Genomic DNA, 25,898 nt, shown 5'->3' with positions numbered 1-25,898 from the left:
GATGTAATAGCCTGTCGGCGATTACTAAAAATGATAAGCAAACATAGAATGTCTGAGTTGCCGCAACTGTACGGAGTTAAAAAAGGGGATGCTTTAGGCGAAGTGACAAATAATGGCTCCGCAATATTGCAATAATTGTGCAGTTGCACAATTATTAGTTTTTATTACTGGCTCAAGAGTGATAAGTAAAGGCGTGTTTTGTCACTTATGCTGTTGAAATTTAAAGATGTTTCTTTTTCTATTTTCTCTAGGCGATAACGAAGCGTATTTCGGTGAATATGTAGCATTTCGCACGTTTGAGCTAAGTCACAATTTTGAACAAAAAATGCTTTCAATGTTTTGATTAATACACCGCGAGGATCGTTTTGTTGCAGTTTGACTAATGGCATTAGTAATTGCTCTTGACGCCAAGTGTCACCTTTTAAACCGTTTAGCAAAACGGGCAAGATATGATCTTGATAGAACAGTACGTTATCTTGCTGACTATTTATTGTATTACTGGCTTCCATCGTGGCTTTAGCCGTCATGAAAGACTGAGAGAGGCCTTGCAATGAAGGAAAGTAATCACCTAAGGCGATTCGAATTACAAAATCACCTTCTTTCATTACTCGCTTCATTAATTGATTGACGCGCTTTTGCTCCAGTGCGCGAGACCAACCGCTATCGCTTAAGGTTATGGGTTTGAGTACCACAACCTCATTCATCGATACCGAAGCAATTCCGACCAAATTATCCCGCTCTGGGTATTCAAGCAGGTGGACTAAACGTTGTAGGTGATCTAGCGATAAGCTTTTTCCTTTTACAGGATATACTTTTACAATCGCAGCAATACGAGGCTGAGCAAGATCCAAGTCTAACCGTTCAGCAATAGAGAGTAATTGGTTTTCATTTAACTCAGAACCTTCTTCAATCAACTGCAGAACTAACTCTTCACGGTGGCGCTTATTCCATTGAACCTGTGCCATTAATGCGGCTTGTTCTACGATTAACTCAGCGGTCATCTTTACTAACTCGCCATAATTACGCACTAAATCCGGTTCGCCAGATATTCCCACGACACCAATTGCTTTATGTTGAAAGATAATGGGGAAGTTGATACCCGGTCGAACACCTTTCAGTTGTTTAGAGGTGGCGTCATCTATTTCAACAATACGATGATCGTTGAGTGCCAGAATTGCACCTTCATGGCGCTGGTTTAGGCGTGAAGTATCACCAGAGCCAATAATGTGGCCTTGTTCGTCCATCACATTGACGGAATATTTAATGATCTTCATGGCGCGCTCAACTATTTGTCGAGCAATGGTGGCATTCAGTTGCATTATTGGTTCAGATCCTGAGAATGTGCGGTCTTCCAGATATTATACCAAGAATACGACAGAGTTTGAGGCTAGCTATGGACTACGAATTTAAGAAAAACACCCTAGACGGTAGCTATCATGCCACTTTTTCGATGGGCCATGAAATCATTGGCCGTTGGTTGATTGAAGAGGTTGGCAAAGATTTTGAGAAGATGGATACCATCCTGAGCCAAATCGGTGCATTAAAAAATAGCACCAAAGAATGGCGGTTGCTGGGTGATGATCTCAGTTTGATTTTGCAAGATCATGAAGCAATAATTCAAGCTAACTACTTGTTCTCTGAAGAAGAAGAAGATTTCGATGAAGACATGCATTTCTATGATGAAGAGAGTGTGTCGTGTTGTGGGTTTGAAGATTTTGAGTTAGTACTGCAAGCTTGGCGGGCGTTTGTAACTCGCTTTTAAGTATCTTCACTCTTTTTCTACGACATTGCTTACTTATAGTGAAAAGGCTGCATCATATTGGTGCGGCCTTTTTTCGTTTTTATAAGGCAAATAACCTAATGTGTTGATTTTTAGTTATTTTAAAAGTTGGCATAAAGCTTGTAACTAATTAAATAAGCCAGAAGGAATGTGAACTTAAGGAGCGAAGAATGAAATTGATTAGTGCAATTATTAAACCTTTCAAACTTGATGATGTACGTGAAGCATTAGCTGATGTTGGCGTTGAAGGCATGACGGTTTCTGAGGTCAAAGGATTTGGCCGTCAAAAAGGACATACAGAACTCTATCGCGGTGCTGAATACCAAGTCGATTTTTTGCCGAAAGTTAAAATTGAAATTGCGACTCAAGCTGACAATTTTGAAGCAATTGTTGATGCCATCTCTAATGCGGCACAAACCGGCAAAATTGGTGATGGCAAAATCTTCGTTTACGACCTCGATCATGCGGTACGTATCCGTACCGGTGAAACAGATCTCGAAGCGCTGTAGACCTCACTTATAGATATTTGAAATAAAAATTTAGCAGTTACAGGGGAAACAACCATGGAATTGACAACAACTGTTACAGAGTTGCGTTATGCTCTCGATACATTCTTCTTTTTAATATCAGGTGCATTGGTTATGTGGATGGCGGCAGGGTTCGCCATGCTAGAAGCCGGCCTGGTACGTTCAAAAAATACCACTGAAATCTTAACCAAAAACTTTTGCTTATATGCGATTGCATGTACTACATACCTTATCGTTGGTTATAACATCATGTACGTTGATAATGGTGAGGGTGGCTGGTTACCTTCAATTGGTGCCTTAATTGGTACGCAAGCAGAAGGTGCCGATCACTCACTTGAGTCTGATTTCTTCTTCCAAGTTGTATTTGTAGCAACAGCAATGTCTGTGGTATCGGGTGCTGTGGCAGAGCGAATGAAACTGTGGTCTTTCCTTCTTTTCTCTGTCGTTTTAACGGCCTTTATTTATCCGATGGAAGGCTACTGGACATGGGGCGGTGGCTTCTTATCTGAAGCAGGTTTTAGTGATTTTGCTGGCTCGGGTATAGTTCATATGGCGGGTGCTTCAGCTGCATTAGCTGGTGTTTTATTACTGGGTGCACGTAAAGGTAAGTACGGTAAAAATGGTGAAATTAACCCGATCCCTGGTTCTAACATGCCACTCGCTACGCTAGGTACCTTTATTCTTTGGTTAGGTTGGTTCGGCTTTAACGGTGGTTCACAGCTAATGTTGTCTGACTTTGAAAACGCATCAGCTGTTGGTCAAATTTTCCTAAATACCAATGCAGCAGCTGCGGCTGGTGCTATTGCATCGCTGGCCGTGTGTAAAACAATGTGGGGTAAAGCGGATTTAACCATGATATTGAATGGTGCCTTGGCTGGCTTAGTGGCTATCACTGCCGACCCACTGTCACCATCACCGATTGCTTCTGTGATTGTGGGTGTGGTTGCTGGTGTATTAGTTGTCTTTAGTATTCTCGCGCTAGATAAAATCAAGATTGACGATCCTGTAGGTGCGATTTCGGTGCACGGTGTGTGTGGTTTCTTCGGTCTTATGGTTGTGCCTTTTAGTAACGGTGATGCATCATTTGGTGCTCAGTTATTAGGTGCAGCGGTAATCTTTGCATGGGTATTTGCGGCAAGCTTTGTAGTTTGGTTCGTTATTAAAGTGACCATTGGTATCCGTGTTACGGAAGAAGAAGAAATGGCAGGAATGGATTTACATGACTGTGGTGTAGATGCTTATCCTGAATTTGTAAGCTTGAAATAACAGATGTGAGCTAAGTTTGTCTGTGTGAAATTGAATACGAAATAGGTAACATATATTTAGTTCACAACTTTAAGAAAACGGTGCTAATTAGCACCGTTTTTTTTATTTATTTGGTTTCTGAGCATTGTATTGTTGAAGTGCTACAGTATAATTAATCGATACTGATAATTGTTATCATTGTATTTTGCATTAAGGGATTTTACTCAATGAAAAAGCTGTTGGCTTCTGCAATCTTATTTGGTCTTGCTGCCCCTCAAGCGGCGATTGCTGCTGAAGAAGTGAATGTTTACTCTTACCGCCAACCGTTTTTGGTTGAACCAATGTTTAACGAATTTACTCAAGAAACGGGTATTAAAGTAAACGTTAAGTTCGCAAAAAAAGGCTTGTCAGAAAAACTAAAGCAAGAAGGTGAATACAGCCCAGCCGATGTTGTACTAACAACAGATATTAGCCGCTTAGTTGAACTTGCAGATATGAAGCTTGTTCAGCCAGTTGACAGCAAAGTTATTGAGTCAAATGTTCCTTCACAATACCGTGATTCAGAAGATGAGTGGTTTGCACTGACATTACGTAGCCGTAACGTGTACTCATCACGTGATCGTGTTGGTCACCTACCTGCTGAATTTGATTATACAGATCTTGCTAAGCCAGAGTGGAAAGGCAAAATTTGTACTCGCTCAGGAAAGCACCCATACAATATTTCACTTGTTTCGTCGATGATTGCTCACTACGGTGAAGCTGAAGCAAAAACATGGTTAGAAGGCGTGAAAGCCAACCTTGCACGTAAGCCACAAGGTAATGACCGTGATCAGGTTAAAGCCGTTAAAGAAGGTCTTTGTGATTTGGCCATCGGTAACAGCTATTACCTAGGCAAGATGGTTAACGATGAGAAGCAGAAGGCATGGGCTGAAGCGGTTTACATCGACTTCCCTGGACAAAAAGGCAATGGCACGCACGTAAACGTAAGTGGCATGGCAATGGCGAAATATGCGCCGAACAAAGACAATGCTCAAAAGCTGATGGAATACCTAACCGGCGATAAAGCTCAGCAGATGTATGCTGAAGTAAACTACGAATACCCAGTTAAAGAGGGTGTTAAGCGTTCAGAGCTTGTTGCATCATGGGGCGACTTTAAAGCAGATGACTTACCACTAGAAAAAGTGGCTGAGTATCACAGCGCTGCAATCAAGCTTCTTGATGAAGTGAAATTTGATTTATAAATTAATACAAAAAAAGGGGCTTAATGCCCCTTTTTTTGGTTAAAGCCTAGTACCTTTTCTAATCAGTTGTGGTAGTTTCTCTAGCTTGAAAAATAGTGTCATCAGGCTGCAATGATAATTGAGCACGACGTTGTTATATGTGCGTTAGTACTGATGCCGCAGATTTATTGTTAAAGTGACTAAGTAGTAGGCGATGAAAGAAAAACATATATTTTGGCAATCCAGTAGCTGGGTATTATCCTTGTTGTTGGTGCTACCAATTCTAGCTATTTTTTACACCGCATTGGGTGATTCTGATGAGGTGTTTTCTCATTTAATGAGTACCGTAATGGGGACTTATGCCGCTAATACGGTTTGGCTGGTGTTGGGTACCTCCGTTTTAGCGCTTCTGTTAGGTCTGCCTTCTGCTTGGATTATGGCGATGTGTCGTATTCCGGGAGAAAAAATTCTGCAGTGGGCTCTGGTATTACCGTTGGCTATGCCGGGCTATATTGTGGGATATATTTATACCAACTGGTTTGATTATGCTGGTCCGGTTCAAATCTTCTTACGTGATGTGTTTGGCTGGGAAACAATCCATGATTACTGGTTCCCTAATATTCGCTCTTTGGGTGGGGCTTGTGTTGTTCTAGCACTCGTTCTTTATCCTTATATCTACTTATTAGCCCGTGCGGCTTTTATGGAGCAAAGTGTTAGTTTGCTGCAATCTGCTCGTTTGCTGCGTTGTTCGCCATGGCAAAGTTTCCGTCGTATATCATTACCATTATCTCGCCCTTCTATCGCGGTGGCGTTATCTCTTGTAGCAATGGAAACCTTGGGTGATTTCGGTACGGTGAGTTATTTTGCCGTTAATACGCTAACAACCGCGGTTTATGACACGTGGCTAGGCTACTCAAACTTAAACGCGGCGGCCAAAATATCATCGTTGATGTTGTTAGTGATTTTCTTTTTGATTAGCACTGAACGCTTTAGCCGTCGGAAGCAAAAGTTATTTCAGCAGCAGTTTGAGCATGATGATGATGTTCGCTACACCTTAACGGGTGCTAAAAAATGGTGTGCGATCATATGGTGTTGGGGATTGGTCGGTATGGCTTTTGCGTTTCCATTACTTCAGCTTTGTTACTATGCATGGCACTATTTTGCAGAAAGCTGGACCACTCAATTTCTGCAATACAGCCTTAACAGCTTATCTGTTTCTATTATTGCCGCTGTAGTCGCGGTTATCTTGGCATTAATCGTTAATTTCTATCGTCGCTTAGATGGCAGCAAGTATACCGCAGTGCCGATGCGTTTAGCTTCAATGGGCTATGCAGTTCCGGGAACCGTGCTAGCGATTGGCGTGATAATCCCTCTTACATCGGTTGATCATTTAGTAAATGACCTTGCACGATCTTATGAATTAGGGCGACCTGGGTTAATTTTCTCTGGCACTATGTTTGCCATAATCTTTGCCTTTGTAGTGCGTTTTGCGGCGGTAGCCATTGGTAGCATTGAAAGCAGTTTAGCGAAGATATCTCCGTCGTTAGATATGGCATCAAAAACCATGGGTTATGCATCCACAGCGATGTTGCGCCGTGTTCATTTACCATTAATTCGTCGTGGTTGTTTAATTGCAGGTTTGTTGGTGTTTATTGAATCAATGAAAGAATTAAATGCGGCATTATTATTACGGCCCTTTAATTTTGAAACACTGGCGACCTATGTTTTTAATTTTGCCTCGGATGAGCAGTTAGAGCAGGCCGCTCTATCTGCGATTTTATTAGTTATCGTTGGTCTGATCCCATTGGTGATGATCAACCGTTCTTTGGAGCAGAAACACTGATGAGTAGTGCATTATCCGTTACTAATTTAACGTGCCGTTATAACGGTCAGGCGGTATTACAGAACCTCTCATTGCCTGTTGAAGATAATGAAATTGTCTGTCTGCTTGGCGCGAGTGGCTGCGGTAAAACAACCCTGCTTAAAGCGATTGCAGGGTTGCTGCCATTAGAGAGTGGCGGCATGACGATCAATGGTCGTGTTGTGGTGGATGAAACGACGTGGTTACCCCCCGAAAAACGTAATATCGGCATGATATTTCAAGACTATGCATTATTCCCACATCTCACCGTGGCTGAGAACATTGCTTTTGGTTTGAAAGATTGGGATAACACCCGCATTCTGGCCAAAATTCAGGAAATGTTAGAGCTTGTTCACCTCACTAAACTTGATGATCGCTATCCACATCAATTATCGGGTGGGCAGCAGCAACGAGTTGCCATTGCACGCGCATTAGCGTGTGAGCCTGATTTAATTTTATTAGATGAACCGTTCTCAAATATTGATACTCAAGTACGTCACGGCTTGATTAAAGAAATTCGTCGTATTTTTAAAGCGCAGGGCGTTACTGCGATTTTTGTTACTCACAGTAGAGAAGAGGCTTTCGCGTTTGCCGATCGTCTTGCTGTTATGAATAACGGCATCATTGAGCAATTTGGCACAGCGACGGATCTCTATTATCGTCCAAGCAGCCGTTTTGTTGCAGAGTTTTTAGGAACGGGGTCTTACCTTCCGGCGACAGTGAAAAACGACAAGCACCTATTTACACCATTTGGTGACATTGAATTCAGTTCGGAACTTACTTATCGACAAGACGATAATGTTGAATGGTTACTGCGACCTCAGAATTTACATGTTCAGCCTCAAACTGATGGAGGCGGGGTAATTGTAGAGCAACAATTTATGGGCGATAACTGCCGTTATACCGTGAAGTATCAGGGGCATTCATTAGTGGTAAATTCACATTTAATATTGAATATTGGTGATAAAGTGGCGATCAATGTAGAACCGCATGAGCCTGTTGTTTTTGCTACCGCGTGCTAGAACGTCAAAATTAATGGTAAATCATCCTAATAATGGATGTTTATTTGATAAAAAAGGTCAGCAAAAGCTGACCTTTTTTTGTCTATAAATCTAGACTTATTTAGCAGGGTACATAGTGCTGATGTAGCGTTCTGCTTGCTCGCGCATTCGGTCTTGATCTGGGTGTAAGTTCGTCTGTAAGTATAAAATGTAGCATAGACCGTGTAGCAGGTGGGCTAAATCATCAGATGAATTATCACTATTAATTTCATCATTTTCTTTACCCTGCTCAAATGCTACCGCAATGCGTTTCAGACTCTTTTTATTACCACTAATAAACTGTGGCCAAATATCGTCTCGAACTGATGTGCTCCATTCAAACCAGACTTTTAACCAGTCTTGTTGTTCGATAACCGCATCGATAAGAGTGTGTGAAATGCAGCGTAGACGGGCATGTAGCGTTTTATCTTCTTCATCTAGGCATTCTGAAAGCAGGAGGCTAAAACGGTTTTCAACTTGGAGCAATACTTCTTCAACCAGTGCTTCACGGGTTGGAAAGTAATTAAAGACAGTAGCCACTGACACATTGGCCATTTCAGCAATATCTGCATGTCCTGCTCTGCCTATTCCGCGGCGAGCAAATACATCTAAAGCAAAGTCGAGAAGCTGTTGCTTTCTTTTTTCAGGTGAAAGACGAGTACGCGTTTTTTTTACGATCGTATCCATGAGCACGTGATCCCTAGCCATAAGTATTTATAAGTATTATATATTTGTTTTGTATGACTAACTCTACATCAGCAACAAGGCGTATTCAAACCCAACTTAATTTAAGTGTGTCGTATAATTGACACTATCGATAAAATAACTATTAGCATCAATGAATGATAGAATGTGTCTTCTTTGGTATTAGATAGCCTGCAGGCGGCTGATGCGGTCGTACTGATGGAGAATAAGATGAAACATACAGTTGAAGTATTAATTTCTGAGCAGGATGTTCAGGCACGAGTAAAAGAGCTAGGAAAGCAAATTACTGAATGTTACAAGGGATCAGAGAACCTTGTTATGGTTGGCTTGTTGCGTGGTTCTTTTGTCTTTATGGCTGATTTAGCACGTGCAATTGACCTTCCTCATGAAGTTGACTTCATGACTGCATCAAGTTACGGCAATACAATGGAAAGTAACCGTGATGTACGTATCCTAAAAGATCTGGATGACGACATTAAAGGTAAAGATGTTCTGCTCGTTGAAGATATTATCGATACTGGTAATACGCTAAATAAAGTGTGTGAAATCTTATCTCTGCGTGAACCCAATTCTATCCGTATTTGTACATTATTGGATAAGCCAGAACGCCGTGAAGTCAATGTAAACGTTGATTGGTATGGCTTTGTGATTCCTGATGAGTTTGTTGTCGGTGTGGGCATCGATTACGCGCAAAAATACCGTCACTTACCTTTTATCGGTAAAGTGGTACCACTAGAAGACTAATACCCATTATCCAAATGGTGTAAAAGTCTTGTGCGTGACAAATAGAATACAAAAAAGCGACGGCTCAATGAGCCGTCGCTTTTTTTATATTCTGTGTTTAGTGCGTGCTATGAAAAACTACAATTCTTTTGGTGGTAGAATTGCAGACATTGCGGCTTGATAAGAGACCTCTAAAGATTCGCGACTGGTTGCAGTTACGCCTAAATCGCGTAATACGCCATTATCAATACCATAAATCCAGCCATGGATTTTCACTTGTTGACCACGTTCCCAAGCTTGCTGCATGACTGTTGAGTTACCAAGGTTATAGACCTGAGAGGCAACATTGATTTCGCACAGCTTGTTGTCCCAATCTTCACGAGGTAGTGTACCAAGGTCACTGCGATGCTTTAGGTACAAATCGCGGATGTGCAATAACCAGTTATTAATCAGGCCGAGGGGAGGGTTCTCAATTGCTGCGGTAACACCACCGCATCCATAGTGCCCACAAACGATGATGTGTTTGACCTTGAGCACATCAACAGCATATTGAATAACAGAAAGACAATTTAAGTCAGTGTGAATGACTTGGTTTGCCACATTTCGGTGAACAAATAGCTCGCCCGAGTCTAGCCCGGTAAGGCGCTCTGCGGGTACTCGACTATCGGAACAGCCAATCCATAGATATTGTGGTTGTTGTGATTCCGCGAGATGAGAAAAAAATTCGGGTGTATCTTCCTTGATGTTCTCCGACCAAGAGAGATTGTTTGCGAATAACTGCTTAATATCTGCCATGATAATGCCTTTATTTAATATGTCCTCTACTATACACAAGCTGGACTAATAGCAAATCGGATTAGTTACTCTTTTTGTGAAAACTAGTGACATTTGATGAAAATTTCTAACATTAAGATTGTATTTTATGAACGCACTGGAAATCAAAAATTTAAGTAAAACCTATAAGGCTGGCGTTGAAGCTATTAAAAACATGAGCTTATCTGTCGAAGAAGGAGACTTCTTTGCATTACTCGGCCCAAATGGTGCAGGTAAGTCAACAACAATAGGTGTAATAAGTTCATTAGTTAACAAGACCTCGGGGTCGGTAAAGGTATTTGGTTACGATATTGACTCAGATCTTGTTAAAGCGAAGAATCAATTGGGGTTAGTACCACAAGAGTTTAACTTTAATCCATTTGAAACCGTTGAGCAGATTGTTGTTAACCAAGCTGGTTATTATGGCGTTGATAAACCGTTGGCACGAGAGCGTGCTAAAAAATACCTCAGTCAGCTCGATCTATGGGGAAAGCGCAATGAACGTGCGCGTAATCTTTCTGGTGGTATGAAGCGTCGTTTAATGATTGCTCGTGCATTGATGCATGAACCTAAGCTGCTTATTCTTGATGAACCAACAGCTGGTGTCGACATCGAGTTACGTCGTTCTATGTGGACATTTCTACGTGAAATTAATCGTCAGGGTGTCACGATTATTCTGACCACCCACTATTTAGAAGAAGCAGAAATGCTGTGCCGTAATATCGGTATCATTAACCACGGCGAGTTAGTGGAATGCACCAGCATGAAAGCGTTACTCGGTAAGCTAGAAGTCGAAACCTTTATTTTGGATATTAAGCTTAATGGTAATAAACCGAAGCTTGACGGCTTGAATTGGCGTTTGCCTGATAACCATACCCTAGAAGTCGATATCGAAAAGGACAAAGGGCTGAATACGATTTTTACCGCTTTGACTGCGCAAGGGATTGACGTAATGTCGATGCGCAATAAATCGAACCGTTTAGAAGAATTGTTTGTGACGCTAATTGCACAGAGTCAAGCATCATCAAACAAAGAGGCGCAAGCATGAACCACCAATTTTGGATCGCTTTTAAAAGCCTGATCACCAAAGAAATTCACCGCTTTACTCGCATTTGGGTGCAAACCTTGGTGCCACCTGCTATCACGATGACCTTGTATTTCATTATTTTTGGCAACCTAATTGGTAGCCGAATTGGTGAAATGAACGGTTTTAGTTACATGGAATATATCGTACCGGGTCTGATCATGATGTCAGTGATCACCAATTCATATTCCAATGTAGCTTCATCTTTTTTCAGTGCTAAATTCCAGCACAACATTGAAGAATTACTCGTGGCACCTGTCCCTAATTACATCATTATTGCTGGTTATGTCGGTGGTGGTGTATTGCGTGGTTTAGGGGTTGGTTTCATTGTTAGTGTGGTATCGCTGTTTTTTGTTGATCTAAGTATTGCTCATTTAGGGGTAATAATTGCTACGATCTTGATGACGTCGATTGTGTTCTCACTTGGCGGATTGATTAATGCGGTGTTTGCTCGCACATTTGATGATATTAGTATTATTCCAACCTTTATTCTAACCCCATTGACCTACCTTGGCGGGGTATTTTACTCCATCAACTTATTGCCTGAGTTTTGGCAAGGCGTGTCAAAGTTAAATCCCATCGTTTATATGGTGAATGCATTCCGCTACGGTTTCTTAGGGGTGTCTGATGTGGGTATTGTGACGTCATTTGGGGTACTTATCGGGTTCATCCTTTTCTTATATTCGATTGCTTATTATCTGATTTCTCGCGGTATTGGCTTACGCTCGTAAGACAGCATATTGAAGCGGAAAGATGGTAACAAAAAGGCCGATTATCTTTCGATACTCGGCCTTTTTAAACAGTGCTATCTGTCGTGCTAAGTGAGTCGTCTATTATGACTCAGCGGCTTCTGCTACAGGTGCTGCTGGTTGGGTCAGTTCGACCACTTGATTATCGATTAAGCGGGCCTTACCAAGCTGCGCTGACATCAGAATGACCGCTTGCTGGGTTTCTTCTGATACCGCTTGTAGCGTAACTGCATCACGAATGTAGCTTTCATCAGGCTGAAGCCCCGCAGCACGAAGCTGATCATTGGCATCAACGATGATTTCAGAGTAATCCGTGCGGCCGCCGCGCATTTGGCTACTCACCCAGCGCATTGTGCGTGCTAAAACAGGAGCACGCTGGCGTTCGTCAACAGTCAGGTAACCATTACGGGAACTCATAGCTAAACCGTCCATTTCACGTACGGTTGGCACGCCAATGATGTCGATATCCATAGCCATGTCGAGTGTCATCTGACGCAATAGTGCCAGCTGTTGGTAATCTTTCTCACCGAAGCAAGCGACGTCAGGCTGCACCATGTTGAACAGCTTGGTTACAACTGTTGCAACGCCACGGAAATGACCTGGACGCAATGCGCCTTCTAGCATTTGCGATAAGCCTGGTACTTCAACAAATGTTTGACGTTCCAAACCTTGTGGGTACATAACTTCAGGTGTTGGAGTGAATACAAGGTCAACCCCTTCGCTATTCAACTTCGCCAGATCATTTTCTAAAGTACGCGGGTAGTTTGTTAAGTCGTCAGCTTTTTCAAACTGCATTGGGTTAACAAAAATACTCACAACAACAATGTCTGCATGTTCACGAGCTTTACGTACTAACGTTAGATGACCATCATGAAGATTGCCCATCGTTGGAACAAAAGCGATACGACGACCTTCACGACGCAATGCGCGAATCTGCTCTCTTAATAGGGCGGTTTCGACGAATGTTTGCATCTTTTATTCCTTACTCAAAGGTGTGTTGGGGTCCAGGGAAAGTACCGGCCTCAACCTCTTCTAGGTATTTGCTGACAGCTGTACGCATGTCGCCAGTTTCAGCGAGATAATTTTTTGAAAAACGCGGCATGTAGTTGGCAGATATACCAAACATGTCGTGCATCACTAGGATCTGACCATCTGTTACGTTACCAGCGCCAATCCCAATAACGGGTACTTCAACAGCTTTAGTAATGCGCTCTGCAAGACTTGCAGGTACGCATTCCAGCAAAATGATTTGAGCACCAGCATTTTTCAATAAAATAGCATCTTTGACCATCTGTTCAGCGTGATCAAAATCGCGACCTTGAACTTTGTACCCACCAAAAATATTTACAGATTGTGGAGTAAGGCCTAAGTGAGCACATACCGGAACGGCACGCTCGGTAAGCTTTGTGACGGTTTCAGCTAACCATGCTCCACCTTCCAGTTTTACCATGTTAGCACCAGCTCGCATAAGCTCTGCAGCACTCTCACACGCTTGTTCTGGGGTGCTGTAGCTCATGAATGGCATATCAGCCATTAAAAGAGAGTTAGGGCTACCAGCTCGTACACATCGCGTGTGGTAAGCAATATCACTTACACTGACTGGCAGGGTGTCAGGTTTACCTTGTAAAACCATGCCCAATGAATCGCCAACTAGCATTACTGGTACTTCCTGTTGCTCAAATAATTGAGCAAAACTTGCGTCATATGCTGTGATCGACGCAAATTTACGACCTTCGTTCTTCCATGTCATCAGGTCGTTGATTGTTATTTTTTTCATAACTTCTCCCTCACCCTGATCAATGTTTTATGCTTGCCAGATAGCTAAGCCATTGCGGTCTACCTGCGTCAATAACTGCGAAAGCGCAGTACTATCAGGCAGAATCAAATCAGGGATAATTTCGGCAAGTGGATAAAGTACAAATTCACGTACTTTCATTCCATAATGTGGAACGGTTAACCGTTCGCAGTGATGTTCCAGATCGCCATAAAGAATAATGTCGAGATCCAAGGTTCTTGGCCCCCAGCGTTCATCTTTACGGACGCGTCCATGCTCAAGCTCGATAGCTTGTGTTGCGTTCAGCAGCTCTAACGGCGTTAATGTGGTGTCGATTGCAACAACAGCATTAATATAATCCGGTTGATTTTGTGGACCCATAGGGGTACTGCTGTACAGCGATGATTCGGCAACCACTGTGATTGCCGTAATCTGTTTTAGGGCTTTTATAGCACTCATTGCTTGTGAAATGGGATCTCCCAGATTACTGCCAATAGCGATATAAGAGCGGATCATGATGATGACTTTGCTTGTGGCTTTTTACGACGTTGTGGACGGCGGCGACGAGGGCGGCGTCCTCCATCATCATTAATTTCTTGAACCATCTTACCGCGAAGTGGGCGGTCAGCATTTTGGAATTCATTCCACCAGCTGGTTAGCTCAACAATATCATCGCCTTCAAAATGGCTACGCATTTCCATGAAATCATACGCTGCACGGAACTTAGGATGTTCCATCATTTTGAATGCACGCTTGCCTGAACGACGGCTAAAGCGAATTTGCTGCTGCCAGATATCACGTACTGTCGTGGTATGACGGCGTGGAATGGCAATACTGCGAACTTGTTCATCTAAGATGTCGTTAGCGGCAACCATAAAGGCATCATAAAATGCTAAACCACTAGCAAAAGATATTTCTTCTGCCCGTGTTGTTAGTGGGTACCACAACATAGCGGCATAGATAAAAGCAGGGTTTACACGTTTATCTTCTGCAATACGCTTATCTGTCGCTGCTAAAATGTGTTCAATCATTTGTTCCGTTTGGCTGCTGTGATCTTCAGTAAAGTGATCGGCAAGAATAGGGAACAACTGTTGAAATAGATTGTATTGACGAAGCAGCTTGTATGTTGCTAGACCTTGACCCGCTTGAAGCAGCTTTAAACTTTCTTCAAATAAGCGTGCTGATGGAATATCTCGCAACAATGGTGCAAGTTCTTCAATCGGCGCAGCGGTTTTTTCTTCAATCGTCATGTCTAATTTAGCGGCAAAGCGTACTGCACGCAGCATACGAACCGGATCTTCACGGTAGCGTGTTTCTGGATCACCCATCAAACGCACAATGCGATTATTGAGATCTTCTACGCCATTTGCGTAATCGGTTACCGTGAAATCTTTAGCACTGTAGTACATGGCATTGATCGTGAAATCACGACGTTCAGCATCTTCATCTATGGTGCCGTAGACATTGTCGCGTAACAACATACCTTCTTGGCTTTTTGATGAAATTTGCTGTTTGCCCTTTGCATCGGCTTTATCTTTAATTTCGACTTTCACAGGTGCATCAGAGTGATGACCTCGGAAAGTAGCGACTTCAATAACATCACGACCAAACAAAATGTGCGCAAGACGGAAACGGCGTCCAATCAGGCGGCAGTTACGGAATAGACTTTTAATCTCTTCCGGGGTTGCGTTGGTTGCAATATCAAAATCTTTAGGTTGTTTGTGTAATAAAAGATCACGTACACCACCACCGACTAAATAGGCGTCATAGCCTCCTTTATTCAGGCGATAAAGTACCTTCAGCGCATTTTCGCTGATATCTTTACGTGAAATGCCGTGCTCTTGGCGTTGAAAAACTTGCAAGGGTTGGTCCTCGGTATCGCGAGTACTACTGTCGCGATTCAGTACTTTACGGCAAAAGCTGGCTACTCGATTAAAGATAATACACCTCGTATTCGTGCATCTGGTTCAACAAACAGCCGCATATGATATATCACAGCAAGCCATTTTAGAATGGCAGTGCTCATTTACCCTGATTTTAATGTGTCTTGGTTAGGATAATTTCTGTCGTTTTTGGCAGATTATCGATACACCAAGCGTGAATTCCCCATTGCAAAACGTCTTTCAGCACTTCTTTGATAAGTGCAGCTGGTGGTGCCATACCAAGAAAAGACATCGCTGCAATTAGTGCAGGAACAGGGTTACTTTTATCAATAGCTGGCGCATGATTTTGTTTTGATAACTTATTACCGTTATCGGTGACTGCTAATGGTAAATGCAAATAACTCACTTCAGGGTGCTGTAACTGGCGATATAGGCCAATCTGCCGTCCCGTTGGTTCAATGAGGTCTGCACCACGAACAATCTCTGTTATATTTTGTTCAATATCATCAAGTACCACCGCGAGATTATAGGCATACAGCCCATCACGACGGCGAATGATGAAATCTTCTTGTGCTAATGTCGCCGGAATGTCTATTCGACCATGCAATCTATCAATAAAATATGTAATGGGTGTGTCAACGTTAAGTCGAACGGCACTATTTTCTGCTGAATGATGAAGATGGCGGCAAGTTCCGGGATAAAAGCCACCTGCTGTTTTAATTTGTTTTCGAGTACATTGACAGTAATACGCATCGCCACTATGCAACCATTGATCTATTTGATCTTGATAAGCTCCATGACGTTGACTTTGATACATCACACTGCCATCCCATGTTAACCCGTATGCCTCTAATGTACGTAGAATATCATCAGCCGCCCCTGCTATTTCGCGTGGAGGATCAAGATCTTCGATACGAACAAGCCATTTTCCATGTTGTGAACGCGCTTGTAGGTAGCTGCCTAAAGCTGCAATCAGCGAGCCAAAATGAAGTGGGCCTGAAGGGGAAGGGGCGAAGCGTCCGACATAGTGAGTATCAGTGGTCATAAACACATTAAAACAGAAATAGTGGTTGGAAAAGTCCCAATTATATTAAGTAAATGTTTTCAATTTCTTAATATGATTGATGTACGTTATAAAATGATCGTAAAGAAAAGAGGGAGCATCTGCTCCCTCTTTCAATCAGTTGCTGTTCAATACCTTTGAGGGTATTAGCCTGCCATCTGCTTTTCTTTAATTTCTGCAAGTGTTTTACAGTCAATACATAGATCGGCTGTTGGGCGAGCTTCAAGACGGCGGATACCGATCTCAACGCCACAGGAGTCACAGAAACCGAAATCATCATCTTCAATACGTTGAAGTGTCTTTTCAATTTTTTTAATCAGCTTACGTTCACGGTCACGATTACGTAGTTCCAAGCTGAACTCTTCTTCTTGAGCTGCGCGGTCTACTGGATCCGGGAAGTTGGCTGCTTCGTCCTGCATGTGGTTTACAGTACGATCAACTTCTTCACGAAGCTGGTTACGCCATGCGTCGAGAATTTGATGAAAGTGCGCAAGTTGCTCCTCTCCCATGTATTCTTCGCCGACTTTTTCTTGGTATGGCTCTAACCCAGCAATAGCCAGGATGCCAAGTGATTTTTTAAGCTTGATCTCTGGCATATAGCATCTCCTAATATACCTAATAACCGTCACTGGTTAATTTTGGGCGCTATCTATAGCAGAAAGGCGTATTGGTAGCAATTACTGTATGTGTTCAATTTTATACCAATGTGAAGAAAGCATCACTTTTTAAACATTATTGATTGAAATTTATACAGTGGTTTAATTTGATTTCATCTTTATTTAAAATCGCTTTATAACAGATGATTTCAACGCCAGCCTGTTCTGCTTGTTTTATTAAACGATAATAGTCTGGGTCTATGTGGTGTGCCGCAGACACATTTTCAATGCCTGAATGCAAAATAGCGAAAAAAAGTACTGATCTTTGCCCATTTTGAGCGACTTCGATCAATTCCCTTAAGTGTTTTTGCCCTCGCGTTGTTACCGCATCAGGGAAAAAACCTTGACCATTATCCAATAATGTTACGCTTTTCACCTCAATATAGCAGACAGGCTTATTTTTATCTTCTAACAGGATATCTATCCTGCTGTTTTCACTACCATACTTAACTTCGGTTCTAAGTGACGAATAGCCTTGTAATTCTGTGATGGTACCAGCGCTAATTGCCTCTACAACCAGTCGGTTAGCTTGTGCTGTGTTAACACAGATCCAATGCCCACTTGCTGTTTCAGCGAGCTCCCAGCTATTAGGATATTTACGCTTTTTATTTTCTGATGTTGAGAACCAAACGGTATTTCCGGGTTCAGCACAGCCAGTCATCGCTCCTGTATTGGCACAATGAATAGTGCGTATCTCGCCATCGGGTAATTCAATATCAGTAAGGAAGCGTTTATAGCGCTTTATTAATGTGGCTGATTGAAGAGGGGGATCAAACTTCATGGATATGGGTTCCTAGGCGTATTGGATTGTTAACATGGTCAGTTGTTAAAACGAGCAGCGGCTAACGACCATTGTTGCAGGCAACGGTATCGAACGTCGTTACCATGAGCTGTTTTGATAGTCTCTGAAATATACAGACCAAAGTGCTGAAAGTGAAAGTCTAATTGCTGAGGTAACAGTGGGAGACTCGGGTGTGGCTTTACCTTCTTACAGAGTGTGATGTGGGGTGTGTAGCCAGCTAGCGATGCTTGGTTGCTGATGGAAGGTATGTCGGCACAATGCGCTGATGAGTGAGTAACTGCTTGTCGAAGCAGGCTGACTAGTGCCTGGAGTGCTGTTGATGGCTGCCGATTGGTTGGGTGGTATGCGTGGCAATCAAGCCAAACCACCTTGCTACGTGACCAATAGTGCAATCCTGAGCATGATATAGAAAATGCTTGGGGGGCAATAAGCTGATTCACATGGGCGATTAATCGCTGTTTCTGTTGTGGATTGACGGCACCAATAAATGCCAAGGTGATGTGTAAATTATTGTTAGTAACAGGTTTCCCCTGTACTTCTGTGGCAACCGTATTTTTAAGTCGGCATAGTTGCTGGTATGGCTTTTGATCACTGCTATCTTGCTTATGAATATTAGGGGCTAATCCCAATGCAAAAAATAGCCTTTCTGTAATGTCACTCATTTGACCTCACTTTCTTGTACAATGTCGCCTGCTCTATTAGATCATGACATAAGGTTTTCATCTTGTCGCAATTGCCTATCGATACTGTTTTACCTGATTTACTGACGACATTAGCGAGCAGTCCTCAGCTGATCCTTAAAGCGCCGCCCGGGGCTGGTAAATCAACCCGCTTACCACTTGAGTTATTAGCGTCTCGTTCAAAGGCGATACGGGGTGGGGCTCGCTTTGGGCGGATTATTATGCTTGAACCACGTCGTTTGGCGGCGAGAAATATTGCTAATTACCTATCGAAACAGCTGGGTGAACGCGTGGGTGAGACGGTTGGACTGCGAGTTCGTGGTGAAAGTAAGGTAAGCAAAGCGACGCAGCTAGAAATTGTGACCGAAGGGGTTATGACGCGAATGCTGCAGCAAGATCCTGAATTGAAAGGTATCGATTTACTGATATTTGATGAATTTCATGAACGCAGCATTCATGCAGATACGGCGTTAGCACTCGCCTTGGAAGTACAAGAAGCCTTACGTGATGACTTAAAGTTGCTGGTGATGTCGGCAACGTTAGATGCCGATGCGCTCAAAGATTTATTGCCTGATGCTGGTTATATTGAATCGGATGGGCGGTGTTTTCCTGTTGAACACCGTTATAAGTCGGTAAGTGATCACTATCAGTTGTTAGAGAGCTGCTGTCGGGAAACGCTTCAGCTGTTGGATGCAGAGTCTGGCTCGATATTGATCTTTTTAGCCGGAGCTGGAGAAATCAAGCGCTTAGCCGACATGTTGACAGAGCGGGTCGCAGCTAATGTGTTGATCAGTCCGTTGTTTGGTCAGCTGAGTAATGAGCAGCAGCAACAAGCCATTATGCCAGCACCGAAAGGCAAACGAAAAGTGGTGTTGGCGACCAATATTGCTGAAACAAGCCTGACCATAGAAGGCATTCGATTGGTGGTTGATTGTGGTTTAGAGCGTATTGCATTGTGGGATCCTAAAACAGGTATCAGTCGCTTAGAACAAGTACGCATTGCACAATCATCAGCTGAGCAGCGTTCGGGGCGAGCAGGGCGCTTAGAGCCTGGTATTTGCGTACGTTTATACAGTGAAGAACAGCTTTCTCGTCAACCTATGACACCTCAGCCTGAAATTTTGCGGGCCGATCTTACTTCTTTAGCGATGGAATTAGCCCAATGGGGTTGTAATGATGTCAGTGAATTACGTTGGTCTGATATGCCACCACAGCCAGCATTACTGCAATCACGGCGCTTATTGCAGCAACTTGGTATTATGGATCAGCGTTTTCAATTAACCGAAATGGGAAAACAAACGCAAACAATGGGGACCGACCCTCGTCATGCTGTTATGTTGATTACAGCGCAGCAGTTTGACGCAAACCATACGGTGGGCAGCTCCTCGGCGATGACAACGGCAGCACTACTGGTGGCTTTATTGGAAGATCCCCCGCGTGGCATGAACAGCCCTGATTTGCATTTTCAACTCAATTTACTGGAAAGCGGTAAACTACCTCGTGCTCGCCAGTATCAATTGCGTGCTAAGCAACACCTTGCCAAGCTGTACCTTAATAAACTACATCAACCTGCTTCGTTATCATTGTCGGTATCTGCTGAATGGATAGCCCCGATAATGGCGGCAGGTTATCCCGATCGTATTGCTTTATCGCGGGGCACCGATGGGCGCTATCAATTGTCGAATGGGCAAGGGGTAATGCTGCCAGCCGATGAGCCGATGGCAAATGAAGCCATGCTGGTGGTTGCTGATGTTGTTAAGACAAGGCAAGGTGACAGTCGAGTTTTTTCATGTGTTGCAGCCGGTAGTAATCGCTTACAAGAACTATTGCCGTCTTTATTTTCAGAGCGAGAATGGCTTGATTGGGATGATAAAAAAGGGCGCTTAACCGCAGAAAAACATTTGTGTTGCGGTAAGATTATTTTACAACGCAGTGTGATGGATGCACCAGATCCCGCTAAAGCGAGTGAAGCGTTATTAAATGCCATTATGCGTAAAGGGTTATCTGTTTTACCTTGGAATGAGAAAACCTCTAATTTGTTGACGCGTGCACGTTGTGCGCATGAGTGGTTACCAGAGTTAGGTTTGCCAGAGATGGATGATCAGACCTTATTGGTTGATGCTGAACTATGGTTGTTACCTTTTATGACCGGAATGACCACGCTTAAATCTATTGTGCGACTCGATTTAAAAGCAGCCCTTGAGGCACGGTTAGGGTGGGAACAAGCGAAAATGTTGGATGTTGTACTTCCAACACATTTTCAAGTACCAACAGGATCTCGTTATCCTATTCGTTATCAAGTTGGACATAAGCCTGCATTAGCAGTCCGGATGCAAGAGATGTTTGGTGAGAAAACATCGCCTCAGATAGCCAATGGACGCGTGCCGTTAGTGTTGGAGCTCTTATCCCCCGCCCAACGACCGTTACAGATCACGCAAGATTTAGCCGCATTTTGGCAAGGTTCTTATCGTGATGTACAAAAAGAAATGAAAGGGCGATACCCTAAACATGTTTGGCCTGATGATCCGGCTAATCATTTACCAACCCGCAGTACGAAAAAGTATATGTAACTATTCGCTGGTCAATGTAATGAATTAAACATCTAATTTTAAATAAAAAGAATATGAGAATGTTCTTTTATGGTGCCAGAAGCGCTTACTGTTATGCAGCATAAAAGAACAATGATTTTGGGAACCACCATAGTTGAAGCATTATGACGATCTTGTCTGACAGCCCATTGGCTCCAGAACGTAAGCAAGCAAAGTTGCACGCTACCGGAAGTAAAAAGCTTGATCCTAAAAAGCCTGCAACGCCTCGCCGTAAATCCCCGACAAAAACGGCAGCAAAAAAAGTACCTGCTAAAAAAACACCTAAAAAATCAACAGGTACACGTAAAAAAAGTACCCGTAAGAAAAAGCCTCAAAAATCTGGTTGGTTACGTTGGTTGATGCTACTTGGTTTCAAGATCAGTTTAGTGGTATGTGCGGTGTTGTTAGTGATCGGTATTTATCTCGATACGATCGTACGAGATAGAATGGATGGTCAGATCTGGAATTTGCCTGCCGTGGTTTACGGGCGTGTATTAACCCTGCAGCCTGGGCAGCCGATCAGCTTACAAGAAGTTCGCCGTGAACTGGACTTGTTGCAATATCACAAGGTACGGAACCCTCAACGTGTGGGGGAGTATTCATCATCTTCGACTCGTATTGAGTTTTTCCGGCGCTCATTTGACTTTGAAACGGGTCCAGAAAGCCAGCGTCATGTGATGTTGACGTTTGATAAGAGTGGATTAAAAAGCATAGAACAAGTCGGCACAAAAAAGCAGTTGGGTTATGTTCGATTAGAACCGAAAATGTTGGGGATGTTAGGTTCAACGACAACAGAGCAGCGTATGTTCTTGCCTAGAGAGCAGTTTCCAGAGGTATTGGTCGACGCCTTGTTAGTGACTGAAGATCGGGATTTCTACCATCATGATGGTGTTTCTCCTCTGGCGATTGCACGTGCTTTATTTGCGAACATAAAAGCAGGTCGTACAGTACAAGGCGGTAGTACGTTAACTCAGCAGCTAGCGAAAAATTTATTTTTAAGCCGAGAAAGAAGCCTGTGGCGTAAAGTACGAGAAGCCTATATTGCGATGATCATTGATTACCGCTATAGCAAAGATCAAGTCTTAGAAGCTTACTTGAACGAGATCTATTTGGGGCAAAATGGGGCGAAAGAGGTCCACGGTTTTGCGCTTGGCGCCCGTTTGTATTTTGGGCGTCCTATTCAAGAATTACGGATTGATCAGCTAGCGATGCTAGTGGGTACAGTAAAAGGACCGTCTTACTATAATCCATGGCGCAACCCTGAACGGGCACGTCAGCGTCGTGATTTAGTGCTTCGTTTAATGATGGATAACGGGATCTTAAGTGGTGAACAATACGAGCAAGCGGCATCTCGTGCACTAGATGTGCAGTCGAAGGCAATGATTGCGACCCGTCAACCTGCTTATTTTCAGCAACTACAGCGTGAACTGAAGCAAAAAGTGGGTGATAAGTTCACTCCTGGTACTGGTTTACGCATTTTTAGTACGTTAGATCCTCTCTCGCAACAAGAAGCAGAAAATACAGTGGCAGAGATGGTTCCGAAGCTGAATAAAAAAGCAGGGGTATCTGTCGAAACTGCCTTAGTGGCTGCTGATCGTCAAACGGGAGAAATTCGCGCCATGATTGGCGGGAGTCGTCCAGGTTATGCGGGTTTTAACCGTGCACTCGATGCAAGCCGTCAAATTGGATCTTTGGTTAAACCAGCGGTCTATTTGGCCGCGCTTCGTCACCCAGAACGTTTTACGTTGGCCACAACTATTGATGATAAACCTATCGCATTGAAGGGCAGTAAAGGGACACAGTGGAAGCCTCGAAATTACGACCGTAAATTTCGTGGAGAAGTCCCTTTGTATTATGCATTGGCAAAATCACTTAACGTACCGACCGTTAATCTAGGGATGCAAGTCGGCTTAGGGGCGGTGATTGATACCATGGAGCAACTAGGGGTTGATCGAAATGAAGTCCCTAAACTACCGTCAATTTTATTGGGCGCATTTACGCTAACCCCATTTGAAGTAACGCAGATGTTCCAGACGATTACCAATGGTGGGCGGAAGTCGAAACTGACCGCGTTACGTGCCGTAGTCGATCTTGAAGGTAATTTGCTTTATCAGAGCGTTCCTAAAGCCTCTAGAGCGGTGCCAGAGCAAGCTGCATGGCTTACAACATATGGAATGAAAAACGTCGTCAGCCAAGGTACAGCGCGTTTTCTGCAGCCGACATTTGGTTGGGCTGCATTAGCGGGTAAAACAGGTACAACCGATAAAGCGCGTGATAGCTGGTACGCTGGTGCTGACGGGCGTGAAGTCGTCACAGTATGGGTAGGTCGTGATGATAATAAACCAGTGAGACTTACAGGCTCTGCTGGTGCGTTACGTTTATATGCAAATTATTTACAACGTCGCCAACCCACAGTGCTACGTCTTGATTGGCCAAGTAAGATCACAACGGTTAAATACGATAGGAAGCCGAATGGAACGTTAAGCTTTAATTGTAGCGGTACGCAGTCTTTACCTGCATGGGATACCGACGGCAAATTGAAAGCGCAATGCACCGGTAATCAACCCGCGGCATGGATAAAAGAGATGTTTACTTGGTAAGTAGTCACTTACTAGCAGCAACCTAAAACAAAAAGCCCTTATGCGTTAAGGGCTTTTTTATGCCTTGGGTCTGTCCCGTCCAGAGATAAGTTGAATTTATCGTCAATCATTAGGGTCAAAATAATATGAAATACGTACCCGAGGATTAAGATAAATATGCACCTTTTCGGGGAGCTTATTAGGTGGTATCGCTCGTTCGATTTTTAATTCACTTTCTTCCAGATCTAAAATAGGTGCCTCATTGGGAGGTACTGAAGGATCGTAAATTAAAATATTTGGATACAGTAAGCGATCTGAATTAACTGAAACCACTAACCCTAATTGCTGGTTGGAGAGTTGCACGACACTACCTGGAGGGTACACCCCCATCATCCGAACCAATAACGCTAAAAAATCACTGTTATATTGCGATTTTTTATTTTTGAATAAATAAGATAGGGCGCTATAGGGAATGCGAGATTGGCTCTTATCTGTGGGATGACACAGGTTGTCATAAGCGTTAATCACAGAGACTAGTTGAGCGTATAAATCGATGTCATCGGCTTTCAGCTGTTTCGGATAACCGCTACCATCAAGCATTTCATGATGCTGAAGCAGAATAGGCATTGCGGCTTTAGGAAAATTATCAGCAAGGCTAGCTAAATCAAAACTGTATTTAGGGTGCAGTTTCAAATAGTTGATTTCAGGATCTGACAATGGTGTTGTTTTTCGTAAGATCGCAGTTGGGATTTTAAGCTTTCCCATATCGTGAAACAGTGCGCCCAACGCAATGACTTTAATTTCTGCCGCAGACATACCGTGAGACTTGCCTAACAGCATGGACAGTACCGCAACATTCAGAGAGTGAAAGTAGATATCTTCGGAATCTTTTTTATCATTCATTAAATGCAATGCGACATTGTCTGCTTCCATTAAGGTATCCACCATGCTTTCAACTAAAAAATCAGCTTCAGTGATGGCATTTAATGGGCGGCTTTTAATTTTCCCCATAATGGAGCGTAGCTGTGACATGGAGCGATCAAAATTCTTTTCACAACGTTGAATTTTACGTTTGTAGTTTCTAAGGCGTTCTATTCGCCCTTGTTTTTCTTGCCAGAGTTTTTCTGCTTGTTTATCAAGAAATTTTTCTTCTTGTTCAGAAATGTCATCTGCTGTTGTTTCGGGGGCAAGAGGGTTGTTATCACTCTTTTCTGGCAGCAGGTAAACAAATTGAATGCTTAGTTTTTGGATCAGGCGAATTTGCTGCTGATCTTTAATTTTGAAATGATTTCGAAGAAACGGGTGATCAGCCCATTGCAGTGGCAACTTTATATATAAGCCTTCGGTTAGTCGTTCCACTGAGATTTTGATGCTGGCCATTTATGAGAATTAACCTTGCTTGTTATGTGTGGGGACGTCGTCAGTTGAAGTGCAAAACTGCTGAGCGGTTTACCTATATATGCAGTGAGCCGTTTAACTGGTATTGATTATACGTATTACGGCCTAAGACTAATATCCAAAGTTATACGTATATTCGGTATTTTCATCATTTTGTTAGGCTTATCAATAGATACTTTTGATAAATGAGTTGGAAGTATCCATTAGTTAGGTGGATGCCTTTGGCGAAAAAAAAGATAAAAAAAAACCTCATCCGAAGATGAGGTTTTCCAAAAGATGGTGCCGACTACCGGAGTCGAACTGGTGACCTACTGATTACAAGTCAGTTGCTCTACCTACTGAGCTAAGTCGGCACACTAAATTTTGTACTATAAGCTGATTTCTCAACTTAAAGTTATTTGGCTCCCTTTGCTGGACTTGAACCAGCGACATACGGATTAACAGTCCGGCGTTCTACCAACTGAACTAAAAGGGAATTGTAATGGTGCCTCGAGGCGGAATCGAACCACCGACACGAGGATTTTCAATCCTCTGCTCTACCGACTGAGCTATCGAGGCAAAAGTGAAAGCGGTTAGGCTTCTACTTTTGCAAAGCTAATGTTACACAGCGTTTGCTAAGAAATGGTGCCGACTACCGGAGTCGAACTGGTGACCTACTGATTACAAGTCAGTTGCTCTACCTACTGAGCTAAGTCGGCACACTAAATCTTTGTTGTCTTCGAGTTAAC

The 25,898-nt window shown here is 43.1% G+C and carries 24 protein-coding genes and 4 tRNA genes; 12 read left to right on the top strand and 16 right to left on the bottom strand.

Annotated elements, in window-relative coordinates:
• Window positions 1-164 precede the first annotated feature (164 nt).
• Window positions 165-1,319 (bottom strand): sugar diacid recognition domain-containing protein, encoded by a 1,155-nt coding sequence (locus C9J47_RS21420; RefSeq protein WP_107255326.1) that lies wholly within the window; start codon window positions 1,317-1,319, stop codon window positions 165-167.
• A 74-nt stretch (window positions 1,320-1,393) separates the two neighbouring features.
• Between C9J47_RS21420 and C9J47_RS21415 the strand changes: the two genes are divergently transcribed.
• From C9J47_RS21415 to C9J47_RS21390, 6 genes are all read left to right on the top strand, one after another.
• Window positions 1,394-1,762: a YacL family protein gene (locus tag C9J47_RS21415; RefSeq protein ID WP_107245643.1), complete on the top strand. Its 369-nt coding sequence runs from the start codon at window positions 1,394-1,396 to the stop codon at window positions 1,760-1,762.
• A gap of 188 nt (window positions 1,763-1,950) precedes the next feature.
• Window positions 1,951-2,289 carry a P-II family nitrogen regulator gene (locus tag C9J47_RS21410; RefSeq protein ID WP_006232490.1) on the top strand — a complete coding sequence of 113 codons (339 nt, stop codon included), beginning with the start codon at window positions 1,951-1,953 and terminating at the stop codon, window positions 2,287-2,289.
• Between the two features lie 54 nt (window positions 2,290-2,343).
• A complete protein-coding gene (locus C9J47_RS21405; RefSeq protein WP_107255325.1) occupies window positions 2,344-3,573 on the top strand; it encodes an ammonium transporter in 1,230 nt (409 codons plus the stop codon).
• 206 nt (window positions 3,574-3,779) lie between these two features.
• Entirely contained in the window at window positions 3,780-4,793 is a 1,014-nt protein-coding gene (locus C9J47_RS21400) for a Fe(3+) ABC transporter substrate-binding protein (RefSeq protein ID WP_107255324.1), read from the top strand.
• A 193-nt stretch (window positions 4,794-4,986) separates the two neighbouring features.
• The gene (locus C9J47_RS21395) at window positions 4,987-6,615 is read left to right on the top strand and encodes an ABC transporter permease (RefSeq protein WP_107255323.1); all 1,629 of its coding nucleotides are present in this window, start codon (window positions 4,987-4,989) and stop codon (window positions 6,613-6,615) included.
• Window positions 6,615-7,655, top strand: a complete 1,041-nt coding sequence (locus C9J47_RS21390; protein WP_107255322.1) for an ABC transporter ATP-binding protein — start codon at window positions 6,615-6,617, stop codon at window positions 7,653-7,655. Before C9J47_RS21395 ends, C9J47_RS21390 begins: the two co-directional genes overlap by 1 nt.
• Window positions 7,656-7,751: 96 nt before the next feature.
• Here C9J47_RS21390 and C9J47_RS21385 read toward each other — a convergent pair whose 3' ends face one another.
• Complete coding sequence (locus C9J47_RS21385; protein WP_107255321.1) at window positions 7,752-8,360, bottom strand: TetR/AcrR family transcriptional regulator; 609 nt, start codon at window positions 8,358-8,360, stop codon at window positions 7,752-7,754.
• A 228-nt stretch (window positions 8,361-8,588) separates the two neighbouring features.
• Between C9J47_RS21385 and hpt the strand changes: the two genes are divergently transcribed.
• On the top strand, window positions 8,589-9,122 hold the full coding sequence (gene hpt / locus C9J47_RS21380; protein ID WP_006232496.1) for a hypoxanthine phosphoribosyltransferase: 534 nt from the start codon (window positions 8,589-8,591) through the stop codon (window positions 9,120-9,122).
• Window positions 9,123-9,239: 117 nt separating this feature from the next.
• Here hpt and can read toward each other — a convergent pair whose 3' ends face one another.
• The gene (gene can, locus C9J47_RS21375; protein ID WP_107255320.1) at window positions 9,240-9,896 is read right to left on the bottom strand and encodes a carbonate dehydratase; all 657 of its coding nucleotides are present in this window, start codon (window positions 9,894-9,896) and stop codon (window positions 9,240-9,242) included.
• Between the two features lie 127 nt (window positions 9,897-10,023).
• Between can and C9J47_RS21370 the strand changes: the two genes are divergently transcribed.
• Together C9J47_RS21370 and C9J47_RS21365 are read left to right on the top strand one after the other, a co-directional pair.
• Window positions 10,024-10,962, top strand: a complete 939-nt coding sequence (locus tag C9J47_RS21370) for an ABC transporter ATP-binding protein (RefSeq protein WP_107255319.1) — start codon at window positions 10,024-10,026, stop codon at window positions 10,960-10,962.
• Window positions 10,959-11,729 (top strand): ABC transporter permease, encoded by a 771-nt coding sequence (locus C9J47_RS21365; protein WP_107255318.1) that lies wholly within the window; start codon window positions 10,959-10,961, stop codon window positions 11,727-11,729. The genes C9J47_RS21370 and C9J47_RS21365 overlap by 4 nt, the downstream gene beginning before the upstream one ends.
• 102 nt (window positions 11,730-11,831) lie before the next feature.
• Here the strand turns inward: C9J47_RS21365 and panC are convergent, their stop codons facing one another.
• From panC to pcnB, 4 genes are read right to left on the bottom strand one after another with little or no spacing between them, the layout of a single operon-like run.
• Window positions 11,832-12,719, bottom strand: coding sequence for a pantoate--beta-alanine ligase (gene panC, locus C9J47_RS21360; protein WP_107255317.1), 888 nt, complete (start codon window positions 12,717-12,719; stop codon window positions 11,832-11,834).
• A gap of 10 nt (window positions 12,720-12,729) precedes the next feature.
• Window positions 12,730-13,524 carry a 3-methyl-2-oxobutanoate hydroxymethyltransferase gene (gene panB / locus C9J47_RS21355; protein WP_006232501.1) on the bottom strand — a complete coding sequence of 265 codons (795 nt, stop codon included), beginning with the start codon at window positions 13,522-13,524 and terminating at the stop codon, window positions 12,730-12,732.
• Window positions 13,525-13,551: 27 nt separating this feature from the next.
• Window positions 13,552-14,037 carry a 2-amino-4-hydroxy-6-hydroxymethyldihydropteridine diphosphokinase gene (gene folK / locus C9J47_RS21350; protein ID WP_107255316.1) on the bottom strand — a complete coding sequence of 162 codons (486 nt, stop codon included), beginning with the start codon at window positions 14,035-14,037 and terminating at the stop codon, window positions 13,552-13,554.
• Window positions 14,034-15,425 (bottom strand): polynucleotide adenylyltransferase PcnB, encoded by a 1,392-nt coding sequence (gene pcnB / locus C9J47_RS21345; RefSeq protein WP_036803959.1) that lies wholly within the window; start codon window positions 15,423-15,425, stop codon window positions 14,034-14,036. Before pcnB ends, folK begins: the two co-directional genes overlap by 4 nt.
• On the opposite strand from pcnB, the gene C9J47_RS27475 reads away from it, so the two are divergent.
• Window positions 15,378-15,509: a hypothetical protein gene (locus C9J47_RS27475; protein WP_258191565.1), complete on the top strand. Its 132-nt coding sequence runs from the start codon at window positions 15,378-15,380 to the stop codon at window positions 15,507-15,509. The two genes, pcnB and C9J47_RS27475, sit on opposite strands and share 48 nt — an antisense overlap.
• 49 nt (window positions 15,510-15,558) lie before the next feature.
• Here the strand turns inward: C9J47_RS27475 and gluQRS are convergent, their stop codons facing one another.
• The 4 genes from gluQRS to C9J47_RS21325 form a co-directional block, all read right to left on the bottom strand.
• A complete protein-coding gene (gene gluQRS / locus C9J47_RS21340; RefSeq protein ID WP_107255315.1) occupies window positions 15,559-16,449 on the bottom strand; it encodes a tRNA glutamyl-Q(34) synthetase GluQRS in 891 nt (296 codons plus the stop codon).
• A 164-nt stretch (window positions 16,450-16,613) separates the two neighbouring features.
• A complete protein-coding gene (gene dksA, locus C9J47_RS21335; protein WP_006232505.1) occupies window positions 16,614-17,063 on the bottom strand; it encodes an RNA polymerase-binding protein DksA in 450 nt (149 codons plus the stop codon).
• A 136-nt stretch (window positions 17,064-17,199) separates the two neighbouring features.
• Complete coding sequence (gene sfsA, locus C9J47_RS21330; protein ID WP_107255314.1) at window positions 17,200-17,904, bottom strand: DNA/RNA nuclease SfsA; 705 nt, start codon at window positions 17,902-17,904, stop codon at window positions 17,200-17,202.
• 38 nt (window positions 17,905-17,942) lie between these two features.
• Window positions 17,943-18,587: a 2'-5' RNA ligase family protein gene (locus tag C9J47_RS21325; RefSeq protein ID WP_107255313.1), complete on the bottom strand. Its 645-nt coding sequence runs from the start codon at window positions 18,585-18,587 to the stop codon at window positions 17,943-17,945.
• A 62-nt stretch (window positions 18,588-18,649) separates the two neighbouring features.
• Between C9J47_RS21325 and hrpB the strand changes: the two genes are divergently transcribed.
• Both hrpB and mrcB read left to right on the top strand, forming a co-directional pair.
• On the top strand, window positions 18,650-21,175 hold the full coding sequence (gene hrpB, locus C9J47_RS21320) for an ATP-dependent helicase HrpB (RefSeq protein ID WP_107255312.1): 2,526 nt from the start codon (window positions 18,650-18,652) through the stop codon (window positions 21,173-21,175).
• Window positions 21,176-21,318: 143 nt separating this feature from the next.
• Window positions 21,319-23,793 (top strand): penicillin-binding protein 1B, encoded by a 2,475-nt coding sequence (mrcB, locus tag C9J47_RS21315; RefSeq protein ID WP_107255311.1) that lies wholly within the window; start codon window positions 21,319-21,321, stop codon window positions 23,791-23,793.
• 102 nt (window positions 23,794-23,895) lie between these two features.
• On the opposite strand, the gene C9J47_RS21310 is transcribed toward mrcB, so the two are convergent.
• The 5 genes from C9J47_RS21310 to C9J47_RS21290 form a co-directional block, all read right to left on the bottom strand.
• Window positions 23,896-25,152, bottom strand: a complete 1,257-nt coding sequence (locus C9J47_RS21310) for a cyclic di-GMP phosphodiesterase (RefSeq protein ID WP_107255310.1) — start codon at window positions 25,150-25,152, stop codon at window positions 23,896-23,898.
• A gap of 295 nt (window positions 25,153-25,447) precedes the next feature.
• Window positions 25,448-25,523: transfer RNA gene (locus C9J47_RS21305), tRNA-Thr, on the bottom strand.
• A 46-nt stretch (window positions 25,524-25,569) separates the two neighbouring features.
• Window positions 25,570-25,645, bottom strand: a tRNA-Asn gene (locus C9J47_RS21300).
• A 7-nt stretch (window positions 25,646-25,652) separates the two neighbouring features.
• Window positions 25,653-25,728 (bottom strand) — tRNA-Phe (locus tag C9J47_RS21295).
• A gap of 64 nt (window positions 25,729-25,792) precedes the next feature.
• A tRNA-Thr gene (locus tag C9J47_RS21290) sits at window positions 25,793-25,868 on the bottom strand.
• Window positions 25,869-25,898 lie beyond the last annotated feature (30 nt).

Source organism: Photobacterium indicum (genome assembly GCF_003026215.1).
GTDB classification, from domain to species: domain Bacteria; phylum Pseudomonadota; class Gammaproteobacteria; order Enterobacterales; family Vibrionaceae; genus Photobacterium; species Photobacterium indicum.
The sequence above is the reverse complement of the archived record's forward strand: the minus strand, read 5'-3'. Positions and strand labels throughout refer to the sequence as shown.